This window comes from Pseudovibrio sp. Ad46 (genome assembly GCF_001623065.1).
Lineage (GTDB): Bacteria > Pseudomonadota > Alphaproteobacteria > Rhizobiales > Stappiaceae > Pseudovibrio.
In genome coordinates, this window is record NZ_LMCG01000027.1 from 1 (window position 1) to 19,932 (window position 19,932).

21 protein-coding genes are annotated in these 19,932 nt (G+C 50.4%); 11 read left to right on the plus strand and 10 right to left on the minus strand.

The window, feature by feature from the left end; all coding sequences use genetic code 11:
* Positions 1-292 precede the first annotated feature (292 nt).
* The 3 genes from mepA to PsAD46_RS05050 form a co-directional block, all read right to left on the minus strand.
* Entirely contained in the window at positions 293-1,285 is a 993-nt protein-coding gene (mepA, locus tag PsAD46_RS05040) for a penicillin-insensitive murein endopeptidase (RefSeq protein ID WP_063291313.1), read from the minus strand.
* 88 nt (positions 1,286-1,373) lie between these two features.
* Positions 1,374-2,417, minus strand: a complete 1,044-nt coding sequence (locus PsAD46_RS05045; protein ID WP_063291314.1) for a patatin-like phospholipase family protein — start codon at positions 2,415-2,417, stop codon at positions 1,374-1,376.
* Between the two features lie 132 nt (positions 2,418-2,549).
* A complete protein-coding gene (locus PsAD46_RS05050; RefSeq protein ID WP_063306300.1) occupies positions 2,550-3,140 on the minus strand; it encodes a flavodoxin family protein in 591 nt (196 codons plus the stop codon).
* Between the two features lie 90 nt (positions 3,141-3,230).
* Between PsAD46_RS05050 and PsAD46_RS05055 the strand changes: the two genes are divergently transcribed.
* The gene (locus PsAD46_RS05055; protein ID WP_063306301.1) at positions 3,231-4,154 is read left to right on the plus strand and encodes a LysR family transcriptional regulator; all 924 of its coding nucleotides are present in this window, start codon (positions 3,231-3,233) and stop codon (positions 4,152-4,154) included.
* Positions 4,155-4,180: 26 nt separating this feature from the next.
* Here PsAD46_RS05055 and PsAD46_RS05060 read toward each other — a convergent pair whose 3' ends face one another.
* Both PsAD46_RS05060 and PsAD46_RS05065 read right to left on the minus strand, forming a co-directional pair.
* On the minus strand, positions 4,181-6,202 hold the full coding sequence (locus PsAD46_RS05060) for a hypothetical protein (protein WP_153040693.1): 2,022 nt from the start codon (positions 6,200-6,202) through the stop codon (positions 4,181-4,183).
* A 310-nt stretch (positions 6,203-6,512) separates the two neighbouring features.
* Entirely contained in the window at positions 6,513-7,496 is a 984-nt protein-coding gene (locus tag PsAD46_RS05065; protein WP_063306303.1) for an AraC family transcriptional regulator, read from the minus strand.
* Positions 7,497-7,693: 197 nt separating this feature from the next.
* Here PsAD46_RS05065 and PsAD46_RS05070 point away from each other — a divergent pair, with 197 nt between their 5' ends.
* The gene (locus tag PsAD46_RS05070) at positions 7,694-8,386 is read left to right on the plus strand and encodes an SDR family oxidoreductase (protein WP_063306304.1); all 693 of its coding nucleotides are present in this window, start codon (positions 7,694-7,696) and stop codon (positions 8,384-8,386) included.
* A gap of 34 nt (positions 8,387-8,420) precedes the next feature.
* Complete coding sequence (locus tag PsAD46_RS05075; RefSeq protein ID WP_063306305.1) at positions 8,421-9,296, plus strand: nucleoside-diphosphate kinase; 876 nt, start codon at positions 8,421-8,423, stop codon at positions 9,294-9,296.
* A 21-nt stretch (positions 9,297-9,317) separates the two neighbouring features.
* Here the strand turns inward: PsAD46_RS05075 and PsAD46_RS05080 are convergent, their stop codons facing one another.
* From PsAD46_RS05080 to PsAD46_RS05090, 3 genes are all read right to left on the minus strand, one after another.
* Positions 9,318-9,638 (minus strand): multidrug efflux SMR transporter, encoded by a 321-nt coding sequence (locus PsAD46_RS05080; protein WP_057464218.1) that lies wholly within the window; start codon positions 9,636-9,638, stop codon positions 9,318-9,320.
* A 148-nt stretch (positions 9,639-9,786) separates the two neighbouring features.
* Positions 9,787-10,404, minus strand: a complete 618-nt coding sequence (locus PsAD46_RS05085) for a flavodoxin family protein (protein WP_063286728.1) — start codon at positions 10,402-10,404, stop codon at positions 9,787-9,789.
* A 129-nt stretch (positions 10,405-10,533) separates the two neighbouring features.
* Positions 10,534-11,043: a lactoylglutathione lyase family protein gene (locus PsAD46_RS05090; RefSeq protein WP_063286729.1), complete on the minus strand. Its 510-nt coding sequence runs from the start codon at positions 11,041-11,043 to the stop codon at positions 10,534-10,536.
* A gap of 130 nt (positions 11,044-11,173) precedes the next feature.
* On the opposite strand from PsAD46_RS05090, the gene PsAD46_RS05095 reads away from it, so the two are divergent.
* Entirely contained in the window at positions 11,174-12,070 is an 897-nt protein-coding gene (locus PsAD46_RS05095) for a LysR family transcriptional regulator (protein ID WP_208981675.1), read from the plus strand.
* A gap of 34 nt (positions 12,071-12,104) precedes the next feature.
* Here the strand turns inward: PsAD46_RS05095 and PsAD46_RS05100 are convergent, their stop codons facing one another.
* Positions 12,105-12,893, minus strand: coding sequence for an alpha/beta hydrolase (locus PsAD46_RS05100; RefSeq protein ID WP_063300730.1), 789 nt, complete (start codon positions 12,891-12,893; stop codon positions 12,105-12,107).
* Between the two features lie 131 nt (positions 12,894-13,024).
* Between PsAD46_RS05100 and PsAD46_RS05105 the strand changes: the two genes are divergently transcribed.
* The 7 genes from PsAD46_RS05105 (at position 13,025) to PsAD46_RS05135 (ending at position 17,662) form a co-directional block, all read left to right on the plus strand.
* Positions 13,025-14,200, plus strand: coding sequence for a glycosyltransferase family 4 protein (locus PsAD46_RS05105; RefSeq protein ID WP_057464213.1), 1,176 nt, complete (start codon positions 13,025-13,027; stop codon positions 14,198-14,200).
* A gap of 190 nt (positions 14,201-14,390) precedes the next feature.
* Positions 14,391-14,933 (plus strand): translation initiation factor IF-3, encoded by a 543-nt coding sequence (gene infC, locus PsAD46_RS05110; RefSeq protein WP_082596985.1) that lies wholly within the window; start codon positions 14,391-14,393, stop codon positions 14,931-14,933.
* A 128-nt stretch (positions 14,934-15,061) separates the two neighbouring features.
* The gene (locus PsAD46_RS05115) at positions 15,062-15,568 is read left to right on the plus strand and encodes a nucleoside deaminase (protein WP_063306307.1); all 507 of its coding nucleotides are present in this window, start codon (positions 15,062-15,064) and stop codon (positions 15,566-15,568) included.
* 115 nt (positions 15,569-15,683) lie between these two features.
* Positions 15,684-16,334, plus strand: coding sequence for a lysoplasmalogenase (locus tag PsAD46_RS05120; protein ID WP_193776915.1), 651 nt, complete (start codon positions 15,684-15,686; stop codon positions 16,332-16,334).
* A gap of 183 nt (positions 16,335-16,517) precedes the next feature.
* Positions 16,518-16,715, plus strand: a complete 198-nt coding sequence (rpmI, locus tag PsAD46_RS05125; RefSeq protein ID WP_057464257.1) for a 50S ribosomal protein L35 — start codon at positions 16,518-16,520, stop codon at positions 16,713-16,715.
* Between the two features lie 29 nt (positions 16,716-16,744).
* Positions 16,745-17,101, plus strand: coding sequence for a 50S ribosomal protein L20 (rplT, locus tag PsAD46_RS05130; RefSeq protein WP_008553032.1), 357 nt, complete (start codon positions 16,745-16,747; stop codon positions 17,099-17,101).
* Between the two features lie 177 nt (positions 17,102-17,278).
* Positions 17,279-17,662, plus strand: coding sequence for a GFA family protein (locus tag PsAD46_RS05135; protein ID WP_063306309.1), 384 nt, complete (start codon positions 17,279-17,281; stop codon positions 17,660-17,662).
* A gap of 83 nt (positions 17,663-17,745) precedes the next feature.
* On the opposite strand, the gene PsAD46_RS05140 is transcribed toward PsAD46_RS05135, so the two are convergent.
* Entirely contained in the window at positions 17,746-19,647 is a 1,902-nt protein-coding gene (locus tag PsAD46_RS05140) for a PhoX family phosphatase (protein ID WP_063306310.1), read from the minus strand.
* Between the last annotated feature and the right edge of the window lie 285 nt (positions 19,648-19,932).

Sequence of the window (19,932 nt, forward strand, 5' to 3'; positions counted from 1 at the left end):
AACGCAGAACTATTCAAAACCGACGCTTGCGCTACCACGCACAAGCCGCTTAACATCAACACGCAATTGGGCCAGACACTCCACTAATCGAAAGCCAATTTTGTCCAACTATCTTTGACGACGGACAGTTTGTTTGCAAACATGCCGGTGTAGTCTCTACGGCCATGAATATGATTTTTTCTACCTCAGCCTCATCCGAAAAGCATGGGCTAAACACCAGCACATGAAAGCAGTCACCGCCGAACAAACCGGAGGTTGTTCGATCAGCTACATCACCATGTGCGCGCCAAACTTACTCTGCTCTCAAAACCGTCGCACAGCTATTAGGCAGGTCGGCAACAGCAAGCGGAGGCTTTGGCTTGCGTGGTTTTGGTTTCTCACCTGGTTTCGGCTTCTTAGGAACCCAGGGGGTATCAGAAAGCCAATAGGTCAGCTCCTTACCGCAGCCATCACCAGCAGGTGGCACGGCCTGATTTTTACACTGTGTGCTGCCGTCTGGGCAGGCCATCCGCACGTGGAAGTGATAGTGGTGTCCCCACCAGGGCCGTACTTTGCGCAACCAGTCGCGATCAGCACTCTCAAACTCACACAGTGCTTTCTTGATTGTCGGATTTACAAAGATGCGAGCCACACTAGCGTCCTGGGCAGCGCGGCGGATTAGCTTCGCATGGGCATCCGTCCAGCGTTTCGGGTTGACGCGGCGGTCCGCCCCCGGTTTGCTCAGGTTGCCATTCAGCATGGAAATCGCACTCTCTGACTCGCGTTGCTTGGCGCTGAAGCGTGTGTCTGGCATTTGTCTCAGCCAGATATCAGCATCCAATCCAATCTGATGAGAAGCATGACCCGTCAACATCGGGCCACCGCGCGGCTGCGAAAGATCGCCAACCAGCAAGCCATTCCAACCCAAATCTGGCGCATCAGCAGCCAGACGCTTCAGGAAATCAATGAGAACAGGATGCCCCCAATTGCGGTTACGAGACAGGCGCATGACCTGCCAGTTCTCACCGTCTTCAGGAATAGAGACGGCCCCTGCAACACAACCTCTTGCATAGCTGCCAAAGGAGAGAGGTTTCGTTTTGGCAGGTGTTTTCTTGTGCCCGAAGTGATACTTGGCAGCTCCCGGAAATTCTGGCTGCTTTTTCAGGGCGTCGCGATAATCCTCAGCAGAGAGCGGAGGCTTCGTGTCAGGAAGAGGTACAGCATGAGCACCAGCAGAAAGCAGGCTTACAACAATTCCACCAGCCATTAAGGCAATCGTGCGCTGATGACCTCTCAACCCAAACATGATCCCTCCGATGGATCCACGGCTATAGCGTGAATCACTTTCACTATTCATCCTAGTGGTTGTAGCAGGGGCGGAAGGATTGTGAAGCCTAAAAGCCAGGGCCATCCTGCCTTTCTTCCATAATATCTGCCAGTTTATCGAGTTCATCTCCGTGGCCGGAAAGGAGGTCATCTGCAATGCGGTTGAGCTGAAGCACCTCACCCGGACGCACACTGTATATGTCGCTGCCAAAGTGCGGAAGATCGGCGTTGAGGCGAATGTACTCAATCCCCGGCATGTCTTTAAACAGCACGTCTGCATACTGTCCCGTGGAGGCCGTTTGCCCATGCATATAGCTGGAAAGCAGAGGCGTACCTTCTTCTGGAGAAAGCCAGCCACTCGTGCCCCAGTTCACTGCCTGATTAAAGCTATGCTTCTCTTCAACCGGATTACCTGAGCCAAGCGAGAGAATAATGATGTCTTTAGGCGCCCATCCATGACGACGCGCCTCTGCATAGGCTGCAAGAACTGGGTCATTCAGGAAGCCGGCAGCGTCAATCATGATTTCTTCATCGCCAGTCGTCAGGTTCTCAACGCGGGCTGGTTCAAACCACGATGGGGAGGAGGTCGTTGCCCGCACAGCCTGCCAAAAGTAATAGTCATCCCGCCCGGTTGTGTTGTTGCTCATGGAAACGACGCGGCGGTTTTTCAGGTCATACGCAGTCAGCAAAATAGCCGTCATACTGCAGGAAAGTGCACTCCAGCCAATATGTTGCTTGATGGCTTGTTCAATGGGCCGCTCCTGAATGCCTTTATTGAACTGCCCGAAAGTATGGTAAAGGCGCCGAGGCAGCCAGTGCCTGCGGTTGTTCATGTAAAGCTCACGGGCTTCGATCTCAAAAAACTCTTGCAGCTCGCTGAGCGTCATCGCTGGCTGGCCGGATTTGTCACGGTCTGGGTTCGGTGCTGTCAGCCCAGCAGCAATCAGGCCACCACTGGATGTTCCGCAGATCAAATCAAAGTATCGGCAAAGAGGAGCGGATTTTCCGCGCTCATATAATTTGGTCTCAAGGCCGCGCAGCAGACGAATTGGAATAAGGCCGCGTGCTCCGCCACCATCAATGGAAAGGATAATGCGTTTTCTTTTTTTCATAGACAAACCCGATACAGTGATCTTGTGTTTTAATTTGCTCTTATACGTATCGAGTTTGTCCAAAAATGAGGTGAAGAGATGGCACCTGCGCCCGCACAAATCCAAGCACTTGCAATTGCAGTGAATTAAGGGTTAAGCCGCTTCACTCACAAGGGTGAGGGATGCTGCCACCTTCGCAATTCTGCCACCAAGTGCTTTGGCTGTATCTTTGTCGGCTTTCGGTGGAACAACCTCCGGTCCTTCGTCCGCATTGGCCTGTGCCATGACGCCGAGTGTGCTGCCCAAACGGTTGAGATCTTCCTCAGAACCTGTGCTGCTGTTGTTGCCGGGCATCAGATCCAACCCAACCCAGATCATGCCATGCTGAGCAACAAACACGCTCAGCTGTGTCAGCGTGCCAAGTTTATCGCCACTGCGAGAAGCCGATACTGTAAACGCACCTGCAACTTTATCGACCCAGCCACGTTCCATCCAAACTTTGGAACTGGCATCCATAAAAGCTTTAAACGGCGCACTCGCACTGCCCATGTATGTTGGCGAACCAAAGATAAGGGCATCAGCCGCCGCCAGCTTGTCCCAGTTCACATCATCCAATGTGCCGACTGACATCAGCTCAGCATCTGCACCAGCATCTAATGCACCCTGCAGCACGGCGTCTGCTAGGACTTGAGTGTGACCATACCCACTATGATAAACGACGATGACCTTGCTCTGCACGCTCATTGCAAATTCCTTTTCCTGCGCTGTGAGATCGACAGCACCTGTCTATTCAGCTAAGGATCATTCGTCTAATGCATGTAAGGTATAGTCATTATGCGTCAGGTGAATTTACGCAATGTAGATCTGAACCTTCTCGTCGTTTTGGAGAAGCTGCTGGAAACACGCCACGTGTCTATTGCTGCCACGCAATTGCATATGAGCCAACCCGCAGTAAGCCGTGCTTTGCAACGCCTGCGTGATGCCCTGCAAGATCCATTACTGGTGCGCATTGCCGGAGAGTATGAACTGACGGAAAGAGCTATTGAGATCCAGAGGCTACTCCCCTCTGCTCTGGCAACCATAAAGGACGTTATCGCTAAACCGCAGTTTGACCCGGCCACTGCGGAAGAAACCATCCGCTTTTCAGGCCCGGAGTTGGAGGTAAACCTCTACGGGCCGCCACTGCTACAGCGTATGAAGCAGGATGCTCCCGGCTTAAAGCTCGAGCTGAAAAGTGACATCCGCAACCAGTTCGAACCGCTGGAAAGTGGAGAGGCGCATTTTGTCCTGTCTGGCCAAACCCCAGCATCAGCGACAAGCCAGCTTCATCGTTTCTCGCTGGGCCGCTTCAGTTACGTCTGCCTGATGAGTAAAGACCATCCTCTTGCAGGCAAGCCTATATCGCTTGAGGACTACCTCAGTCAGGACCATATCTCGGTTATGATCACGGGTTCTGGGCACAGTATTATTGACGAGAAACTAGCAGTTATGGAGCAAAAAAGAAACGTCGCGGTAAAAATCGGCAGCTTCTTCGCGGCCATGCACTTCTGCGGCCAGTCCGACATGCTCTTTCTGGTGCCTTCCATCTTCGACACCCAAATCTACACCGGCCACAACACTGTTTCCTCCCCAGTGCCGGACTTCCTCAAAGACCATCACCAGGAATTCTTCCTCTACTGGCACGAGCGCTACCACCACGACCCAATGATCAAATGGACCCGCGACCTGATGAAAGAAACTACGAAGCAATACCGGTAGCTAAAGTGACGATGTATGCCACGCACTTAAAAACTGCTTGAGAACCTGACAGCAAGGTCGCCTCCAAGCTTGTCCTGATAACGGGCCGAAAAGACCTTCCCCAAGACCTCAACGCGGCTTTGCTCAGTCATGTTATAGGCTGCGCTTGCTTCGGCAACAAAACGAGCTCTGTTCTTTGAACGATCTGCACCAACAGAAAAATGTGCCAGACCGGGGATATTGGTAGAAGCTGATACCTCAACGTCATCTGCAAAGAAGTCCACTTCCCCCTGCAAACCAAAACCGAGTTCCAGTTGCTCAAAAACTGAAAACCGGGACCGGAGGCCAAAAACACCAGTGGCTGCACTTGTCGAGCTACCGTGAATATGGGCGATGGTGTCCAGCTCTGTCTGCTCGTCATATCCAGCTTGATAGGTGTTCTCCCAATATGCACCGATATAGGGGGAGATCATGAAATTCTCTGAGAATTGATGGTCAGCAATAAGTCGTGCGCCCACAGTCCTGCTGCTGAAATGAGTGGAGCCTCTTCCTACCTGTACATCAGTGAAATTTTGCCCACGTGTGACATCTGCATCGCTATAAAGCCATGCCCCATCAAGGCGTGCACGAACAGGTGTATCCTTAGAACCGAGAGGAAACGAACCAATCAAATACTCGGCGAATGCACCGACGCCAATACCGTAGTTCAAGTCCAACGTTGAACTAGTATTCCCTTCTCCATAGGTCCCAACACTTGCACCGAGTTTGAAAGCATCGCTGATGTTGACCGCACCAGTTAAACTACCACCAAAAGCATTGGTCCCCTGAAACAAACTAGTTGCGCCAGCCCGAACACCCAAACAGGCATTGCGGCCCTGCGAAATGTGGCACTCTTCCTCCCTAAGCTTCCTCGCTAAATGACTATTCAGATCCACGGCATTCGCAAATTCATTTGCGACCTCAATGGCAGAAGCTTGCACGTTAGCAAGATCTTGAATAGCTGTGCGATAAATGAAGCCGCGGGCATAAGTTCCAAAGTTAGATGTTCCAACAATTGTGGAGCCATCTGCACTAATATCGCCTACAAAGGTTTGCTCTGCCCCTGTCAAACCTCCAATGTCTTCCATCCGACCATTTTCCCAACGAAAAGAACTATATTTACTACCCAATGGGCTGTTCGTTCTAGATAGCCCCACGACAATGGTTCCATCATCACTCACGTGAGTGGCATAGGCATCGTCTCCAGGAGCCAGAACACCCAAATCCTGAGCCGTATCACCTAACCAGCGAACAGCCGTCTGAGCGCCTGTAATATTGCTAGACTGTGACCAACCTACAATGACACTTCCATCTGCATTTACATCCATTGCACCTGCACTAACGTGTCCCGTTATTAGCGACAGCTCCTGAAATTGATCACCTGTCCAACGCACGGCGCTATAGATGTCACCTGGTTTTGTGTAACTGCCAACGATAACTTTACCGTTAGCACTTACACCCGTAGCCCTGCTCTCGAGAGCACTTGGTGAAATAGCAAGAATTTGCATTTTGCCGTTCTGCCAACGAAATGCACGTGCGAAGCCTCCTGTGATGCTCCCGTGACCAACGACAATATCGCCTGTCGCATTGGTACTTGTTGCAATTGAATAATCGCCGCCTGATAGAAGGCCAAGATTATGCATTTTGCCGCTGTGCCATCGAAAGGCTTGAGGCCGGCCGGGAGTATCTCCCCCTCCGACGATGACTTTTCCATCATCACTCATCTCATGAAAATAGGTGTTCTTAAAATCTAGAAAGGGACTAAGGCGCACAGGGGATTCGGTAGTCGATGACCAATACAGGATCCCTGCTTTTCCCTGATAGTGTTGTATACCTGCGATTATTTTTCCGCTTCCGCTTACAGCATTCGCGCTAAAGCTAACACTGTAAGGGTCTAGTGGGCTAGGTAACTGCTCAAATGTGTTCAATGGAACCAATTGCTGGCCATGAGCAAGGTTTGCCGTCGAAGCGAATATGAAGGCTGTACATGAAAGGCAACCAAGTCCAGAGAGCGAAAATGAGACAGACATAAACAATCAGTTTCCATGAAAAAGCGCTGCTTCTCCCCAGTTATGGAAATTTGGAATAACCAGAAGAGAGCATGCAACAAATACATATTTTGACTGCATAAGAGAGTAAAACGAAGAGCAACTTCAGTGAAGTGCACGCTATGACTTCCTGAAAGTGCCGAATAATCGCTGCGTGAAACACAGGGGAAAATATCTCGGATACTTTTGTGTCTACATGACACAGAGGAGCAAATCTGAGAGCTGTCGTGTGGCTGTGCTTTAGTTCTAAATTATTTTCTTTATCAACAATTTACACATGAATCTGCTGGTGTTACTTGGCTGTTGCCCAATACACATAAGTGTCTAGTGGAGATTGTATGTCTTGACGTGCTTCACCCATCATCTCTCGCGGACTCATCTCAAACTCATCTTTGAAAACCTTAGAGAAGGTTGAAAGGTGCTTGAAGCCACACTGCTCAGCCAGCACACTGACCTCTTTGCTTCCTTGAAAATGTAAGAGCTGGCGGGCCCGTGCTAACCGCATGGTGCGTAGGTATTTTGCAAAGCCTCCCATCGGATCAAGCAGACGGTAAAGGGTACTTCGCGAAATACCCATCAAGTGGGCAAGATCATCACTGCTCAGATCAGGGTTAGATAAGTTGTGTCGGAGCAGGCCTTTTACTTGAAGTCTGCGGAGATGCTGAACTGAACGGGAAAGTGTAAAGCTGGAGTTTTCATTGTCTTGATGTGACACGATCTGTCCGACCAACTCTGCGATGCAATCAACAATGCTGGTGTATTGGTCATCCGTAAGCGTGTTGATCTCTGTGCTGAGACTGAGCATCAATTGCCGAATGATTGGCAAGGGAGTAGAATTCCCGCGAAAGATCTGGATAGGGTGGCTACGCTGGGCTGAAATGTAACCACTCAACTTCTCGCGTGGCAGCATCAACTTGCAAAGTTGATAATCTGCGTGATGTGCAGACATGGGCTGTGTAGCATCATAAAAAATCAGATCACCGCTCTGCAGTCCAAAGCTCCCTTTGGAGCATTCAAGTTCGCTTCCTCCGGTATGGCAGTAGAACTGAATGCAATACACATCGATGTTGTCTTGTGCAGTTCGCTTCTCAGTTCGCTCGACATAATAGTGACCACTGGAAATCAGACAAAGGCTGGCATCTGGAAGAAATCGGGCGCTTACAGATGCAGAAAAGTTCTCTACGGGCGGGCAATAGGCTTTGTTCACCACATCCCCGGTAACCGCTTGATAGGTTTCTACCCAGTCCCCCCACCGAACGTCTTTTTGCCGATGCAAAGAAATATGATCTGATTTTTTTCGCAAATGAAGATGATGCCAATACGTTGCAGCTGATGGTGGTAGTGTTAACACTTGGAAATCGAGGGAGCAAGTGAGTAGGACGCTCTGCAGAATCGTTTCAGACCTACGCTTCAATCTCCTTTAACTGACCAGAAACTTTGAAGCTCAATGCAAATCTGAGAAAGCATCATTTCGTGAAAAAGAATATTTTGATTGTTGGTGGTACGTCTGGCGTAGGTCTTGAGCTGGTGAAGCATTATGTAAAAGAAGGCCATAATGTTGGGCTGACTGGGCGCCAAAATCCTGAGCTTGAAGGAGCGGCCTTTCAAAAACTCTCGATGACAGATGACCCGGTTCAGTTAGCCCGTGACATCGATCAGGTGTTGGACGGCTTCAACAATGTTCATACGCTTATCTACGCCGCAGGTTTCCTTCAACGTGGGCATATTGACGAGCTTGCTGATGATCAACTTGGGATTATGGTCAATGTCGGCCTGCTGGCACCTATGATGTTGATACAGCGCCTGAAAAGAAGATCAGATCATCCTCTTAAGATCATGCTCATCACCTCCAGTTCGCAGTATACGCCTCGTGAGTTGGAACCAGCATATTGCGCGACCAAATCTGCGCTAGGAATGCTAGGCGCGTCACTCGTGCGTGACAAAGGCCTCGGCAAAGTTCTTGTCGCAGCACCGTCGGGAATTCAAACGCCATTCTGGGACGATACCGTGGAAGATACAGAGACGATGCTAGATCCGTCCTGGGTGTCAGAACAAATTGTCGAGCTCTCCGGTGGTAGCTTCAAATATAAGTTTGCAAAACTGCTGAGAGACCCGGCACGCGTAGAGGTCGTCGAAACTTTGGATAATAATCTGGTAACAATCTAGGCGGTTAGGCAGCTTGCTGACGGGAGGAGCCTTGATGGAACACAACATGATCCTCGTTAAGCCAGACCCGTCTAATCAAAAAAGGTTTGTCGAGGCCATCAGTGCTGACCTCTTGGAGAGCGGATACGAGATTGTTGCAGTTAGAAATAGGCAGCTGAGTTCTGCAGAATTTGAAGGCAACTTTATCTGCAAAAGTAGTCAGCACTTAGCGTACATAACCAGTGGTCCAATCGCAGCAATACTTTATCGTGGCCATTCTGCTGTTGGCTTCGGAAGGAACTATAAGTTCCATTTCAGAAAGCAGCACTCAACGGATAAGCTCAAAAACATACTGCACTCGACAGAACCGGGCAATGAATTTGCCGTGCAGTTCGAATTGTTCTTTCCAAACCTGAATATCACCGAGCATCATCAGTTTGCTGATCAGGGCGTCTATTTTAGCAGTTTGAAGGAGATACAATCGGGTGAGCTATCGAGACTTGCCAGCTTCAATCTGATTGCGGCTAATAACGAAGAGGCGAATTCGCGGCAGTTCAAGGAAACATGCAGCCTGAGAAACTGCAGGTATGTTGGATACCGCGAACGCATTCATAGCAGCACAGAATTGTTGCGGTATCGAAGGAAAGCAGATTTAAGCGCTAAAGATATGCCTGAAGTGAGGGTCCTGCTTCTGCATGATCTGCAGGAATATTCGCAGCATATCAGACACATGAAAGAGACGCATAAGATACACGGAGTGGTGTGCTACAAGCCGAAATTCACACTTCTGGAAACGGAAATGCTACGCACATCGATACTAGAAAACAATTTGTTCTGTGTTGGTGGCAGCTTCGGCGGGCAATCACCCGGTTCGATCAGAGCTTCGCAAGAGTTGGCCGATATGTTTGATGCCCACTTTGAGCGTATCTAAAAAATCTGTCTCTCTACCCACCTACCCATTCGAAACAAACTTCAGCCCGACGATTGCAGCGATGAGCATGGCTATGAAGAAGAGGCGGAGGAAGGTGACTGGTTCTCCAAAGAGGAAGATGCCAAGGATGGCGATGCCAGAGGCACCGATCCCCGTCCACACGGCATAGGCTGTACCAAGTGGTATGGACACCATGGCTTTGGTCAGGAAGTAAAGTGACAGCAAGGCCGTGATGATAAAGGCAATTGTATAAAGCGGTCTGGTAAAGCCGTCAGACAGCTTGAGGCAGACGGCAAAGGTCATTTCAAACAGGCCAGCGATGATGAGCCAGATCCATGCCATTCAGTTGCCTCCAACGCAATGTCTACAGCGTAACCTCTGTTCACCACCAACGGTGCGCTTAAGAGAATACGCGATGAAACAAAAGCTTGATGCCGTTTGAGCGTTCCACTCCAAATTTGATCACCTATAAGAAACGCGGTTTAAGCCCTCAGTGTAAAGGGCTCTTTCCTTGAGATGGATGGTTTTCTCCACCTTCCACCCATCTGCGGGTCGCCTTTGCAATGCGGGCGCCATAGGCAAAGGCTGTGTCTCTGTCTGATTGAGGAGGAGCCACTTCTGGCCCTTGATCCATGTTGGCCTGCGCTGCTGCGCCATAATACACGCCAAGGCGATTGAGATCTTCGTCGCTGCCAAAGCTGTAGTTATTGCCCGGCGGCATGCCAAGGCTTACCCAGATCATGCCATGCTGGGCTGCAAAGGCTGCCATTTGAAGGAAGACGTTGTGCCGGTCGCCGCTCATGGAACCTGATACGCTGAAACCACCGGCGATCTTGTTGATCCAGCCTTGTTTGTACCAAACGGTTGCAGAGGCATCCATGAAGAATTTGAAGGGTGCAGCAACACCGCCCATGTAGGTAGGGCTTCCAAAAACGATGGCATCAGCGGCTTCCAGAGCGTCCCAGTCCGTATCCTCATAATCGCTGACAGGCACATAAGTGACCGTGGCACCGTTTTCACTGGCACCGCGGGCGACTGCATGTGCCAGTGCCTCGGTATGTCCGTTGGCAGAAAAAAAGGCGATTGCTACCAGAATGTCTTTTGACATGGACCGTTACTCTTCAAGCCTGTCAGAATTCCGGTCTATTTGGGAGCAAACGCCTTTCAGCTACTCTAAGATAGCTCGGGTAGATTTAGATGTGCTCGATTAAAATTCTTCACGCACATACCTGTTTACCTAGGATTCCTTATAGGCTCCGCTGGAATAATGCAGCTCATAGGAGTGGCTGTAGATTTCCAGAATGTTGCCGAATGGATCTTCCATGTAGATCATGCGGTACGGCTTTTCGCCAGGATAATAGTAGCGCGGCTCCTTCATGCGGCGTTTACCGCCAGCAGCCTCAATCTTGGCGGCCAGACCTTCCACATCCGGGTCCTGAACACAGTAATGGAAGATACCGGTCTTCCAATATTCGAAGTTATTTTCCGGGGTCTCGTTCTGCGCAAACTCAAAAAGCTCCACACCAATGCCATCACTGGTGGAAAGATGAGCAATCTTGAAGCTCTTCCAGCCTTTACCAAACACGTCAGTACACATTTCACCAATCGGACTATCATCTTCAACAATCTCGCTTGGTTCCATGATGATGTACCAGCCCATCACATCACGATAGAACTTCACAGCGGCTTCTACATCCGGAACGGAAAGTCCGATGTGAGAGAAACGTCTTGGATAAGGTGCGGACATAACAGACCTCGCTACGCTAAACTTTACAGGCGGAATGCCTTGGATACGTTGGATGTAGCAACTCTGTGAGAAAATCAGAAATTATCATTTATTAGTTTTATGATAATTTAATGTTATGTATGCTTGGGCCATGTTGAATTCTCAGTGGCTTAAGACCTTCGTTAAACTAACTGAAACTGGTCATTTCACCCAGACAGCCAATCAACTTGGTATGACACAGCCGGGTGTAAGCCAGCACCTGAAAAAGCTGGAGCAGCAAATCGGTGCGCCGCTAATCACAAAAATCGGCAAGGGTTTTGAGTTGACGCGGGAAGGGGAGCTTCTGCTGGGCTTTGCATTGAAAGCAGAGAGGCAGGAAGCAGACCTTCGCGCCGCAATACAGCAAGACGATCCCAATATCGGTGAAGTCCGCATTGCGTGTTCCGGGTCCATGGCGCTCTACCTCTATCCCAAACTTCTCAAGCAACAGAGCGTCCATCCCGGTTTACTGCTGAAAGTCGAAGTGGCTCCAAACCATCGCAGCCTCCAACTGTTGCAAAACAATGAGGTCGATCTCTGCATCGTTACTCAGCGGACTGTTCAGTCCTCACTTGTGCAACACCACATCGGCGATGAACCGCTTTGCCTTGCGGTGCCAGCCGATTTCGATGGGAACACGTCGGTCTTCGCGGACCTGGAGTCGCTGGGCTTCATCGATCATCCGGATGGACTACACTATGCAGAGCGCCTGCTCACGCCAAATTTCCCAGAGATAAGTGCTGTTTCTGCTGACCTTAGAACAACCGGTTACATCAACCAGCTCAGTCAGATCCTTGTACCTGTTGCGCAAGGACTCGGGTACACGGTTTTACCAGAAACCGCCGTTCGCAGTTTTGAGGCACAAGCGAACATCAGAATTGTGGAGCTGAAAGAACCCGTCAGTGACCCGCTCTATCTGACGGCGAAAAAACATCGCACTTTGGCAGCGCGTTATGACTGGTTCAGCAAAAAAATCGCAGAACTATGCGGTCAAATGAGCAGCAGTTAGGCTACCATCACAGAAGCCTAACCACAAAATCAGATTAGCGCCCCGCCAGTTCCGCCACAGCAGCAATCATGCGGTCCAGATCTTCTGGGCGAGACAGGCGGTGATCGCCGTCTTTCACCAGTGTCAACACCACATCGTCATGGGCCATGCCCTCAACAATACGCAGCGCATGCTGCCATGGCACTGCATCATCCTTCTGACCTTGTAAAATGATGGTCTTGCAATTGGTGATGATCGGCGCGCCAAGCAAAAGGTTTGTCCTGCCATCCTCGATCAGATCGCGGGTGATGATGTATGGGCTGTCTTCATACTCAGATGGGCGCTCAAAGCGACCTTTCTCCATAATCTCTTGCTTGATTTCATCGGTAAACTCATGCTTCCACATCAGCTCCTCGGTGAAATCCGGGGCAGGGGCAATCAGGACCATGCCGGAGAGGGTGCCCTCAATGGTATCAGAGGCTTCATGCAGCGCCTTTGCCAGCAACAGTGCCATCCAGCCGCCCATGGAAGAGCCAACAACAATGGTCGGTCCTTTACAGAACTGCTTGAACACAGCAACGGCTTCTTCCAACCAAAGAGAGATGGTACCGTCAACAAACTCACCGCCGGATTCGCCATGACCGGAATAATCCATGCGCGTGCAGGTCAGGCCTTGCTTCTCAGCCCACTCACAAAGCACTTCGGCCTTGGTGCCCAGCATGTCGGATTTGAAACCGGAAAGCCACAGAACACCCGGCGCACCGCGTTCATCATGTCGCACTGCGATCTTCCGTGCACTGTCTCCTTTGCCAACGCTGATGAATTGCGGTAAGTCAGCACTCATTCATAACCTCCAAACACTTATCGGCTTATACTGGCCGGCAATTGTTCGGAAACCTGATTACAGTGCCTCCACAGTTGCCCGCCGGACATTTTGGCGAGCATAGTTGGATCACTCTCAAAAAACATAGAGAAATGTCCAAAGTGCCGACCATTTTGCAAATTGTCCCCGACCTTCAAACCGGCGGAGCCGAGCGCACCACAGTGGATGTCGCAGAGGCGATCGTCAACGAAGGCTGGAATAGCCTTGTGATTTCGCAGGGCGGACGCATGGTCCCCGAGTTGGAAGCGACAGGGGCGGTGCACTTTGAACTGCCAGTGAAGTCCAAGAATCCTTGGACCATGTGGCGTAATTCCTATTTGATTGAGCGTATCTGCCAGCAGAACAGAGTTGATCTGGTGCATGCCCGATCCCGTGCCCCCGCATGGTCGGCCCTGTGGGCGGCTCACCGTCTCAACATTCCTTATGTCACCACCTATCACGGCATCTATAAGGAAACGAACAAGTTCAAGGCGTTCTACAACTCCTCCATGACCCGTGCGGACAAGGTGATCGCGAACTCCAGATTCACAGCGGATCTGGTGGAAAAACGCGACCCGCGCACAAAAGGCAAAACCTCGGTTATCTATCGCGGCCCGGATGTGGAATCCTTCAACCCCGACAATATCAGCGATGAGCGTATCACAGACCTGCGCGCGCGCTGGGGTGTCTCTGACAACCGCCGCGTGGTGATAAACCTTGCCCGCCTGACCGAATGGAAAGGCCAGCGCGTGCTGATTGAAGCAACGCGCCAGTTGATCGAACGTGGCGGCTATGATGACGTGCTTGTGGTTTTGGCGGGCGATGATCAGGGGCGCGAATCCTATCGCCAGTCATTGGAGCTTCAGATTGCAGAATCTGATCTGACAGAACGCGTGCGCATCGTTGGGCACTGTTCAGATGTTCCGGCAGCCCTCGCAATAGCAGATGTTTCTGTTGTTGCTTCCATTGAAGCCGAGGCTTTTGGTCGTGCAGCTGTAGAAGCGCAGGCCGCTGGCGTGCCGATCATCGTCTCCAACATTGGCGCAGTACCGGAAACAGTTCTTGTACCGCCTGTTGTAAAAGCTGAAGAGCGTACTGGTTGGCATTTTGAAAATGGTGATGCTGAGGAACTCTGCGAGTTGATGGCTCAGGCCTTGGATATGAGCGCTGGAGATCGTGCCAAACTCACCAAACGGGCTCATGACCATGTAGAACGGTCATTCACCAAGCAGGCTATGTGTGATGCCACACTAAACGTTTACCGCGAGCTGTTACCAACAGGAAGCTAACTGGTTGTAAATGTCGCGTCAGAACCTACAAAACTAGTGTTGACTTACGTGGCATTTTTCCTGATTCTAGCAATGCAGCGCAATTGATGCCCTTCCCACGCGTTTCTCGACTTGACGAAACAGTCGGAACCAGTCATTGAACTGTTACCAAATATTCGCAAGTTCGGCAGTCTAAAGAGGAGATACTCACATTCGCCGTCCGTTTCGCGCACCGCCACCCACTAAGGAAGGGCCGCGCACCAATAAAGAGATTCGCGTTCGCGAAGTGCAGCTGATCAACACCGAGGGTGACAACCTCGGCCCAACTCCAACCGAAGAAGCCCTCGCAATGGCGGTGGAACAAGGTTTGGACCTGGTCGAAATTGCTCCGAACAGTCAGCCACCTGTTTGTAAGATTCTGGACTATGGTCGCTATAAGTACCAAGCTCAGAAGAAAGCTGCAGAAGCACGCAAAAAACAGAAGATCGTTGAGATCAAAGAAATCAAAATGCGTCCGAACATCGACACTCATGATTATGAAGTGAAGATGCGGAACATGAAGCGCTTCTTTGAAGATGGTGATAAAGTGAAGGTGACACTTCGCTTCCGTGGCCGTGAAATGGCTCACCAGGATCTCGGCATGAAGTTGCTCCTGAAGGTTAAAGCAGAGACTGCGGACATCGCTAAAGTCGAGTCCCATCCAAAGCTTGAAGGCCGCCAGATGATGATGGTGCTCTCACCTATCGCTCGTTAATACGGGCAGGTTGAAGCGCTCCGGTTTTGTTTCCGTGTAGCTACTCAACCGCAGCCCCAGAGAATTTTGAGATTACCCGGCACATTGTGTCGGGTATTTTCGTTTGTACCTGAGAGTGGAGGCTGATTATGAATGACGAGATGAAATTACATCACGAGCGAATGCTAGCGCTTGTTGCCTTCACTGCTTCCTCCTTTCAAACCTCGCATCCTTCTCCATTCGGTGGAGCGATTTATACCGCTGACGGAAGGTTGTTGGCTCAGGCCTATGACAGTGTGATCCGGGAGTGTGACCCGACCTGTCATGGAGAAGTCAATGCCATTCGGCAGGCCAGCAAAGTATTGGGCTCTCGCTGGCTTGACGGTTGCACCATGTACAGCACCTGTGAGCCTTGTGCCATGTGTACCGCCGCAACCATATGGGCTGGCATTGATAAGGTTGTTTTCGGCGCTTTCACCAATGAGGATGCGACCCACTTCTGGCCTCAGGAAATGAACCTGAGAACGAAGGATCTGACAGGTCATATGGTGCAACGCCCCCAGATCACAGTGATTGAAGGGGTTGAGCGTGAAGCCTGTAAGCAGCTTTTCACGCAGTGCGCAAGCACGATGCAAAGGCTTGGGATCGAAATCTAAAGCACTTCATGGCCCGGCAAACCTTTTGTCGAAAATTATTTGCCGTATAGGCTATTTCATTCGATCAAAATGCACCTTAGCCTGATTCAGTATGTTTTGAAATTGGGCGATGATAATGCGACAGGTTATTTTCTTAATTAGCTTTAGTCTTGCGCTTGCCTATGGAGTGTATTTTTGCTGGCAAGACCCGTCACTCCTGAAAACCATTGTGAAAACAACTGCTCTCGGAGTTATCGCTCTTTGGGCTTTTGTAACGCAAGCTCCGCTATTGCTTGCATTGGCCCTGACGACGTCCTCAGTGGGAGACGCAGCCTTGGCAGTGCCGGGTGAAATTAGATTCCTTGTTGGGCTTTGCAGTTTTGCGGTCGCACATGTTTTTTATATCCTCTTGTTCTCTCGAAAAATCAGGCATTTCGATTCCAGGATATTCGTACTGTCAGGAGCTGCTCTCTCAGTTCTGGTGCTGTCGACTGGTTGGTGGTTGCTTCCCTTTACCGGTGATCTGATGATTCCAGTTGCGATCTATATTATTTTGATAGCAACTATGGGAGGAATGGCAGCACAGGTTGGTGGATGGGTTTTGGTAGGCGCTCTCGCCTTCATGATGTCTGACACTCTGCTAGCAATCCAACTCTTCCGTCTGGACGACATCAGCCCTCTCCAGCTACCGGTTTCGGTGGCACTTTGGACACTATATTATTGTGGTCAGATGTTGATATTCTTGGCTATCACCAGACACAGGGTTTCAGTCAGCAAGTTCTCTTGAAATCTTCTTGCATTCCCATGCTGGCAGTTTTATAAGGCCTCGTTCAAAGTCGCCCGGCTGTAGTTTGCCTCCTATGAATTTATAGGAATCAGGCAAGAATTACAGGGCATGCCGTGGCGGCTTCTGATGCATCCATTGCAAATTTTTGATCAGTTTACTGATCATCACAAGAAAGGACGCAAAATGCCCAAGTTGAAGACGAAGTCTGGAGCTAAAAAACGCTTCAAGCTGACCGCGACTGGCAAAGTTAAGTGTGGCCAGGCTGGCAAACGCCACGGCATGATTAAACGCACGACCAAGTTCATCCGTAACGCACGTGGTACAACCACTCTGTGCGATGCAGATGCACGTATCGTGAAAAAATATCTGCCTTACGGCTAAGCCTTAAAACCTGACACTAGGAGACTACCATGTCACGTGTAAAAAGAGGCGTCACCGCCCACGCTCGTCACAAAAAAGTTATTAAGGCAGCCAAAGGTTACTATGGCCGTCGTAAAAACACCATCCGCGTTGCTAAGCAGGCAGTCGAGAAAGCGGCACAGTACGCTTACCGCGACCGTAAAGCTCGCAAGCGGAACTTCCGTGCACTCTGGATCCAGCGTATCAACGCAGCGACCCGTGAACACGGCATGACCTACGGCCGCTTCATCGATGGCTTGAACAAAGCTGGCATCGAAGTTGACCGTAAGGTTCTTTCTGACCTCGCGATCAATCAGCCAGACGCATTCAAAGCACTGGTTGAAAAGGCGCAGGCTGCTGTAGCTTAATTGCTATAGTAGAAAGCAGAAGCTTTTTTGAAAAAGGCAGGTTCCGAAAGGAGCCTGCTTTTTTTGTGCGCGTTTCAATGCTCGATGGATGTTATCTGTTCTTCTGTTATGGATTGTGAAGAAATAGCGGAACATCAGAAAGAGGCGCATTTAGCGCTCTGACGCATTGGGGAAACTATGATCACAGGGAAATGCGACTGCGGTAAAGTGAGCTTTCAGGTGGAAGAGGTGAGAGATACGGTCACAATCTGCCATTGCAGCCAATGCAGGCGCACAAGCGGTCATGTTTGGGCTTCAACGCATGCACCTTCTGAAGAGCTATCCTTCATAGCAGATGAAGGATTGACTTGGTATGCATCCTCAGACTTCGCAAAGCGAGGCTTTTGCAAATTCTGCGGCTCCAGTTTGTTCTACAAAATGAATGACAAGAACAATATCGCTATCGCTGCAGGCTGCCTTGATGCGCCAACAAACCTCAAAATCAGCAAGCATATCTTTGTGAAAGACAAAGGTGACTACTACGAGATCACCGATGGCGCTCCACAGATCGAAAAGTTCTGATCAACGGTGCTCTTTGGAGTGATGTAAACTCCCCCGGGTAGAGCCCGGAGGAGCGAATCTTGCATTTAACAATGGCTTGAGACTTACCCAATCACACCATTATCATCACGCTTAATGACGATGACGGAAGAGCGTGGCAGCTTGCCGCCGTCTGGCCAGTTGCCGCCCGGGTGCTGAATGCCCACAAACATACTGCGGCGATCAGCAGACCAGGTCAGGCCAGTGACTTCACTGCCGGTTGGCCCGGTCATGAAGCGTTGGATTTCTCCTGTTACAGGGTCACCAACCAGCATCTGATTATTGCCCATGCCAGCAAAGTCGCCTTCGTTGCTGTCACTGCCATCTGTCTGGATCCAGATAAGACCACTCTCATCAAATGCCATGCCATCCGGTGAGTTGAACATGTTGCCAGTATTGACGTTTGCAGACCCAGCCTTCGGACCTTCGTGAACAGCCGGATTGCCAGCCATCACGTAAAGATCCCAGTCGAATGTGTCTGCTGCATGATCCTCATTATGAGGGCGCCAACGTACAATCTGACCATACTTGTTGGTCTCGCGTGGGTTCGGGCCGTTGACGGAAGTGTCGTCCCCTCCGGCATTTGGCTTTACACCACGGTTCTTGTTGTTGGTCAGGCAGCAGTAGGCTTCTACTGCATTCGGATTGGCAGAAATCCATTCTGGGCGATCCATGGTGGTCGCACCAACAACGGAGCCAGCAATACGGCTGAAGATGGCGATGCTCGCAGCATCCATGCCAGTAGTCTCTGGGGTCAGTGCCAGCCACTCACCTGTCTGGTCATCGTTGAACTTGGCAACATAGAGCGTCCCCTCATCCAACAAGCCATCAGTCGGCTGCCCTGGAGTGTAAACGCCATTGGAGACAAAGCGGTACATGAACTCGCCGCGCTCATCATCCCCCATGTAAACGACCACGCGGCCATCTGGTGCAAGAACAGCTTCCGCATTCTCATGCTTGAAGCGGCCTAGGGCGGTGTGTTTCACGGGCGTAGAAGTCGGATCTGTCGGGTCGATCTCTACAATCCAGCCAGCACGATGCGGCTCGTTTGGGTTCTTCGCGATGTCAAAGCGCTCATCGAACTTGTGGTAGTCATAATTGAAGCCTGTCTCGTTGATGCCATAACGCTGATAGCCAGCATCAACACCGTCCAGACGTGCAGCTGGAGCAGCTTCAGTCGCGCCAAAGTACCCGTTGAAGTTCTCTTCGCAAGTCAGGTACGTGCCCCACGGTGTTTTGCCGGAACCACAGTTGTTGAAGGTACCAAGTGATTGCGTACCGGAAGGGTCAGCAGCCGTCTGCAGCAAAGGGTGACCAGCAGCAGGGCCTGCCAGCGTCATCGGGGTGTTGTGTGTGATGCGGCGGTTGAACGGGCTGTTCTTTACGATAGCCCAGCCATTGTCCCCGTCTTCCACTTCAATGACGACTACGCCTTGCAGATGTTGCAGCTTCAGAACATCCTCGGCGCTCTTAGGAGCACCATCTTCGTTCTGAGGCAGATTTATCTTGCGGTTAGCGTATTCATGGTTGATCGCCAGCAGCTGCTTGCCTTGAAACTGGAAGCTTTCCATGCCGTCGGTGTTCTCACCAAACACCTTGTCAGCACCAGAAGCAGAACCACCTGTCTCATGGTTGAAGGCTTCAGCGCCATCCACCAGTGCATCACCCCAGCGCGCCAGTATTTCCCAGTTGTAACCCTCAGGCACATGTACAGTCGCATCAGTGTAAGTTGGGATGGGCTTGAACGTGAAACGTGAAGTAGAAGCTTTGGCTTCAGACATTGAGAGGCTGAGGACACCAGTGCCCATCACAGCTGCGCCGGAACCAAATGCCAACACGCCCCCCAGAAACCCGCGGCGTGAAATCGCACGCTCGACAACGCGGTCAAATTCATTTTCTTCAGCACGTGGGAAGTTCTGTTCATCCCATTCATCTGCTGTGAGTTCATTCATAAATTCATTCGTCATTGGAAAAATCCCGTAGAAGAAGGTGAGCGCACACTAGAGCGCTAACATGACATCTTCACGAAGCAATAGAACGATGAAAATCCTGCAGATGTAATATGAATATCGTATTCAAGTTATAATGCGTCGTATGTTGGAGAAGTGATCTGTGATGGGTCTTAGAGTTAAGTTGTTGAGATTTATAGTTATTGTTGGTTTTTATTATTTAATTTTATTGATTACTTAAATTTTAGGGAATAATTCTGTCAGGGTGCTGTAGACGATCAGAAAACTAAGTATTGACGTCTA

Bases quoted from the DNA above. Each gene is read 5' to 3' on its own strand.
- mepA (WP_063291313.1), bottom strand. From the start codon at position 1,285: ATGTTTGGGTTGAGAGGTCATCAGCGCACGATTGCCTTAATGGCTGGT.
- PsAD46_RS05045 (WP_063291314.1), bottom strand. From the start codon at position 2,417: ATGAAAAAAAGAAAACGCATTATCCTTTCCATTGATGGTGGCGGAGCA.
- PsAD46_RS05050 (WP_063306300.1), bottom strand. From the start codon at position 3,140: ATGAGCGTGCAGAGCAAGGTCATCGTCGTTTATCATAGTGGGTATGGT.
- PsAD46_RS05055 (WP_063306301.1), top strand. From the start codon at position 3,231: ATGCGTCAGGTGAATTTACGCAATGTAGATCTGAACCTTCTCGTCGTT.
- PsAD46_RS05060 (WP_153040693.1), bottom strand. From the start codon at position 6,202: ATGTCTGTCTCATTTTCGCTCTCTGGACTTGGTTGCCTTTCATGTACA.
- PsAD46_RS05075 (WP_063306305.1), top strand. From the start codon at position 8,421: ATGGAACACAACATGATCCTCGTTAAGCCAGACCCGTCTAATCAAAAA.
- PsAD46_RS05080 (WP_057464218.1), bottom strand. From the start codon at position 9,638: ATGGCATGGATCTGGCTCATCATCGCTGGCCTGTTTGAAATGACCTTT.
- PsAD46_RS05085 (WP_063286728.1), bottom strand. From the start codon at position 10,404: ATGTCAAAAGACATTCTGGTAGCAATCGCCTTTTTTTCTGCCAACGGA.
- PsAD46_RS05090 (WP_063286729.1), bottom strand. From the start codon at position 11,043: ATGTCCGCACCTTATCCAAGACGTTTCTCTCACATCGGACTTTCCGTT.
- PsAD46_RS05095 (WP_208981675.1), top strand. From the start codon at position 11,174: ATGTTGAATTCTCAGTGGCTTAAGACCTTCGTTAAACTAACTGAAACT.
- PsAD46_RS05100 (WP_063300730.1), bottom strand. From the start codon at position 12,893: ATGAGTGCTGACTTACCGCAATTCATCAGCGTTGGCAAAGGAGACAGT.
- PsAD46_RS05105 (WP_057464213.1), top strand. From the start codon at position 13,025: ATGTCCAAAGTGCCGACCATTTTGCAAATTGTCCCCGACCTTCAAACC.
- PsAD46_RS05115 (WP_063306307.1), top strand. From the start codon at position 15,062: ATGAATGACGAGATGAAATTACATCACGAGCGAATGCTAGCGCTTGTT.
- PsAD46_RS05120 (WP_193776915.1), top strand. From the start codon at position 15,684: ATGCGACAGGTTATTTTCTTAATTAGCTTTAGTCTTGCGCTTGCCTAT.
- rpmI (WP_057464257.1), top strand. From the start codon at position 16,518: ATGCCCAAGTTGAAGACGAAGTCTGGAGCTAAAAAACGCTTCAAGCTG.
- rplT (WP_008553032.1), top strand. From the start codon at position 16,745: ATGTCACGTGTAAAAAGAGGCGTCACCGCCCACGCTCGTCACAAAAAA.
- PsAD46_RS05135 (WP_063306309.1), top strand. From the start codon at position 17,279: ATGATCACAGGGAAATGCGACTGCGGTAAAGTGAGCTTTCAGGTGGAA.
- PsAD46_RS05140 (WP_063306310.1), bottom strand. From the start codon at position 19,647: ATGACGAATGAATTTATGAATGAACTCACAGCAGATGAATGGGATGAA.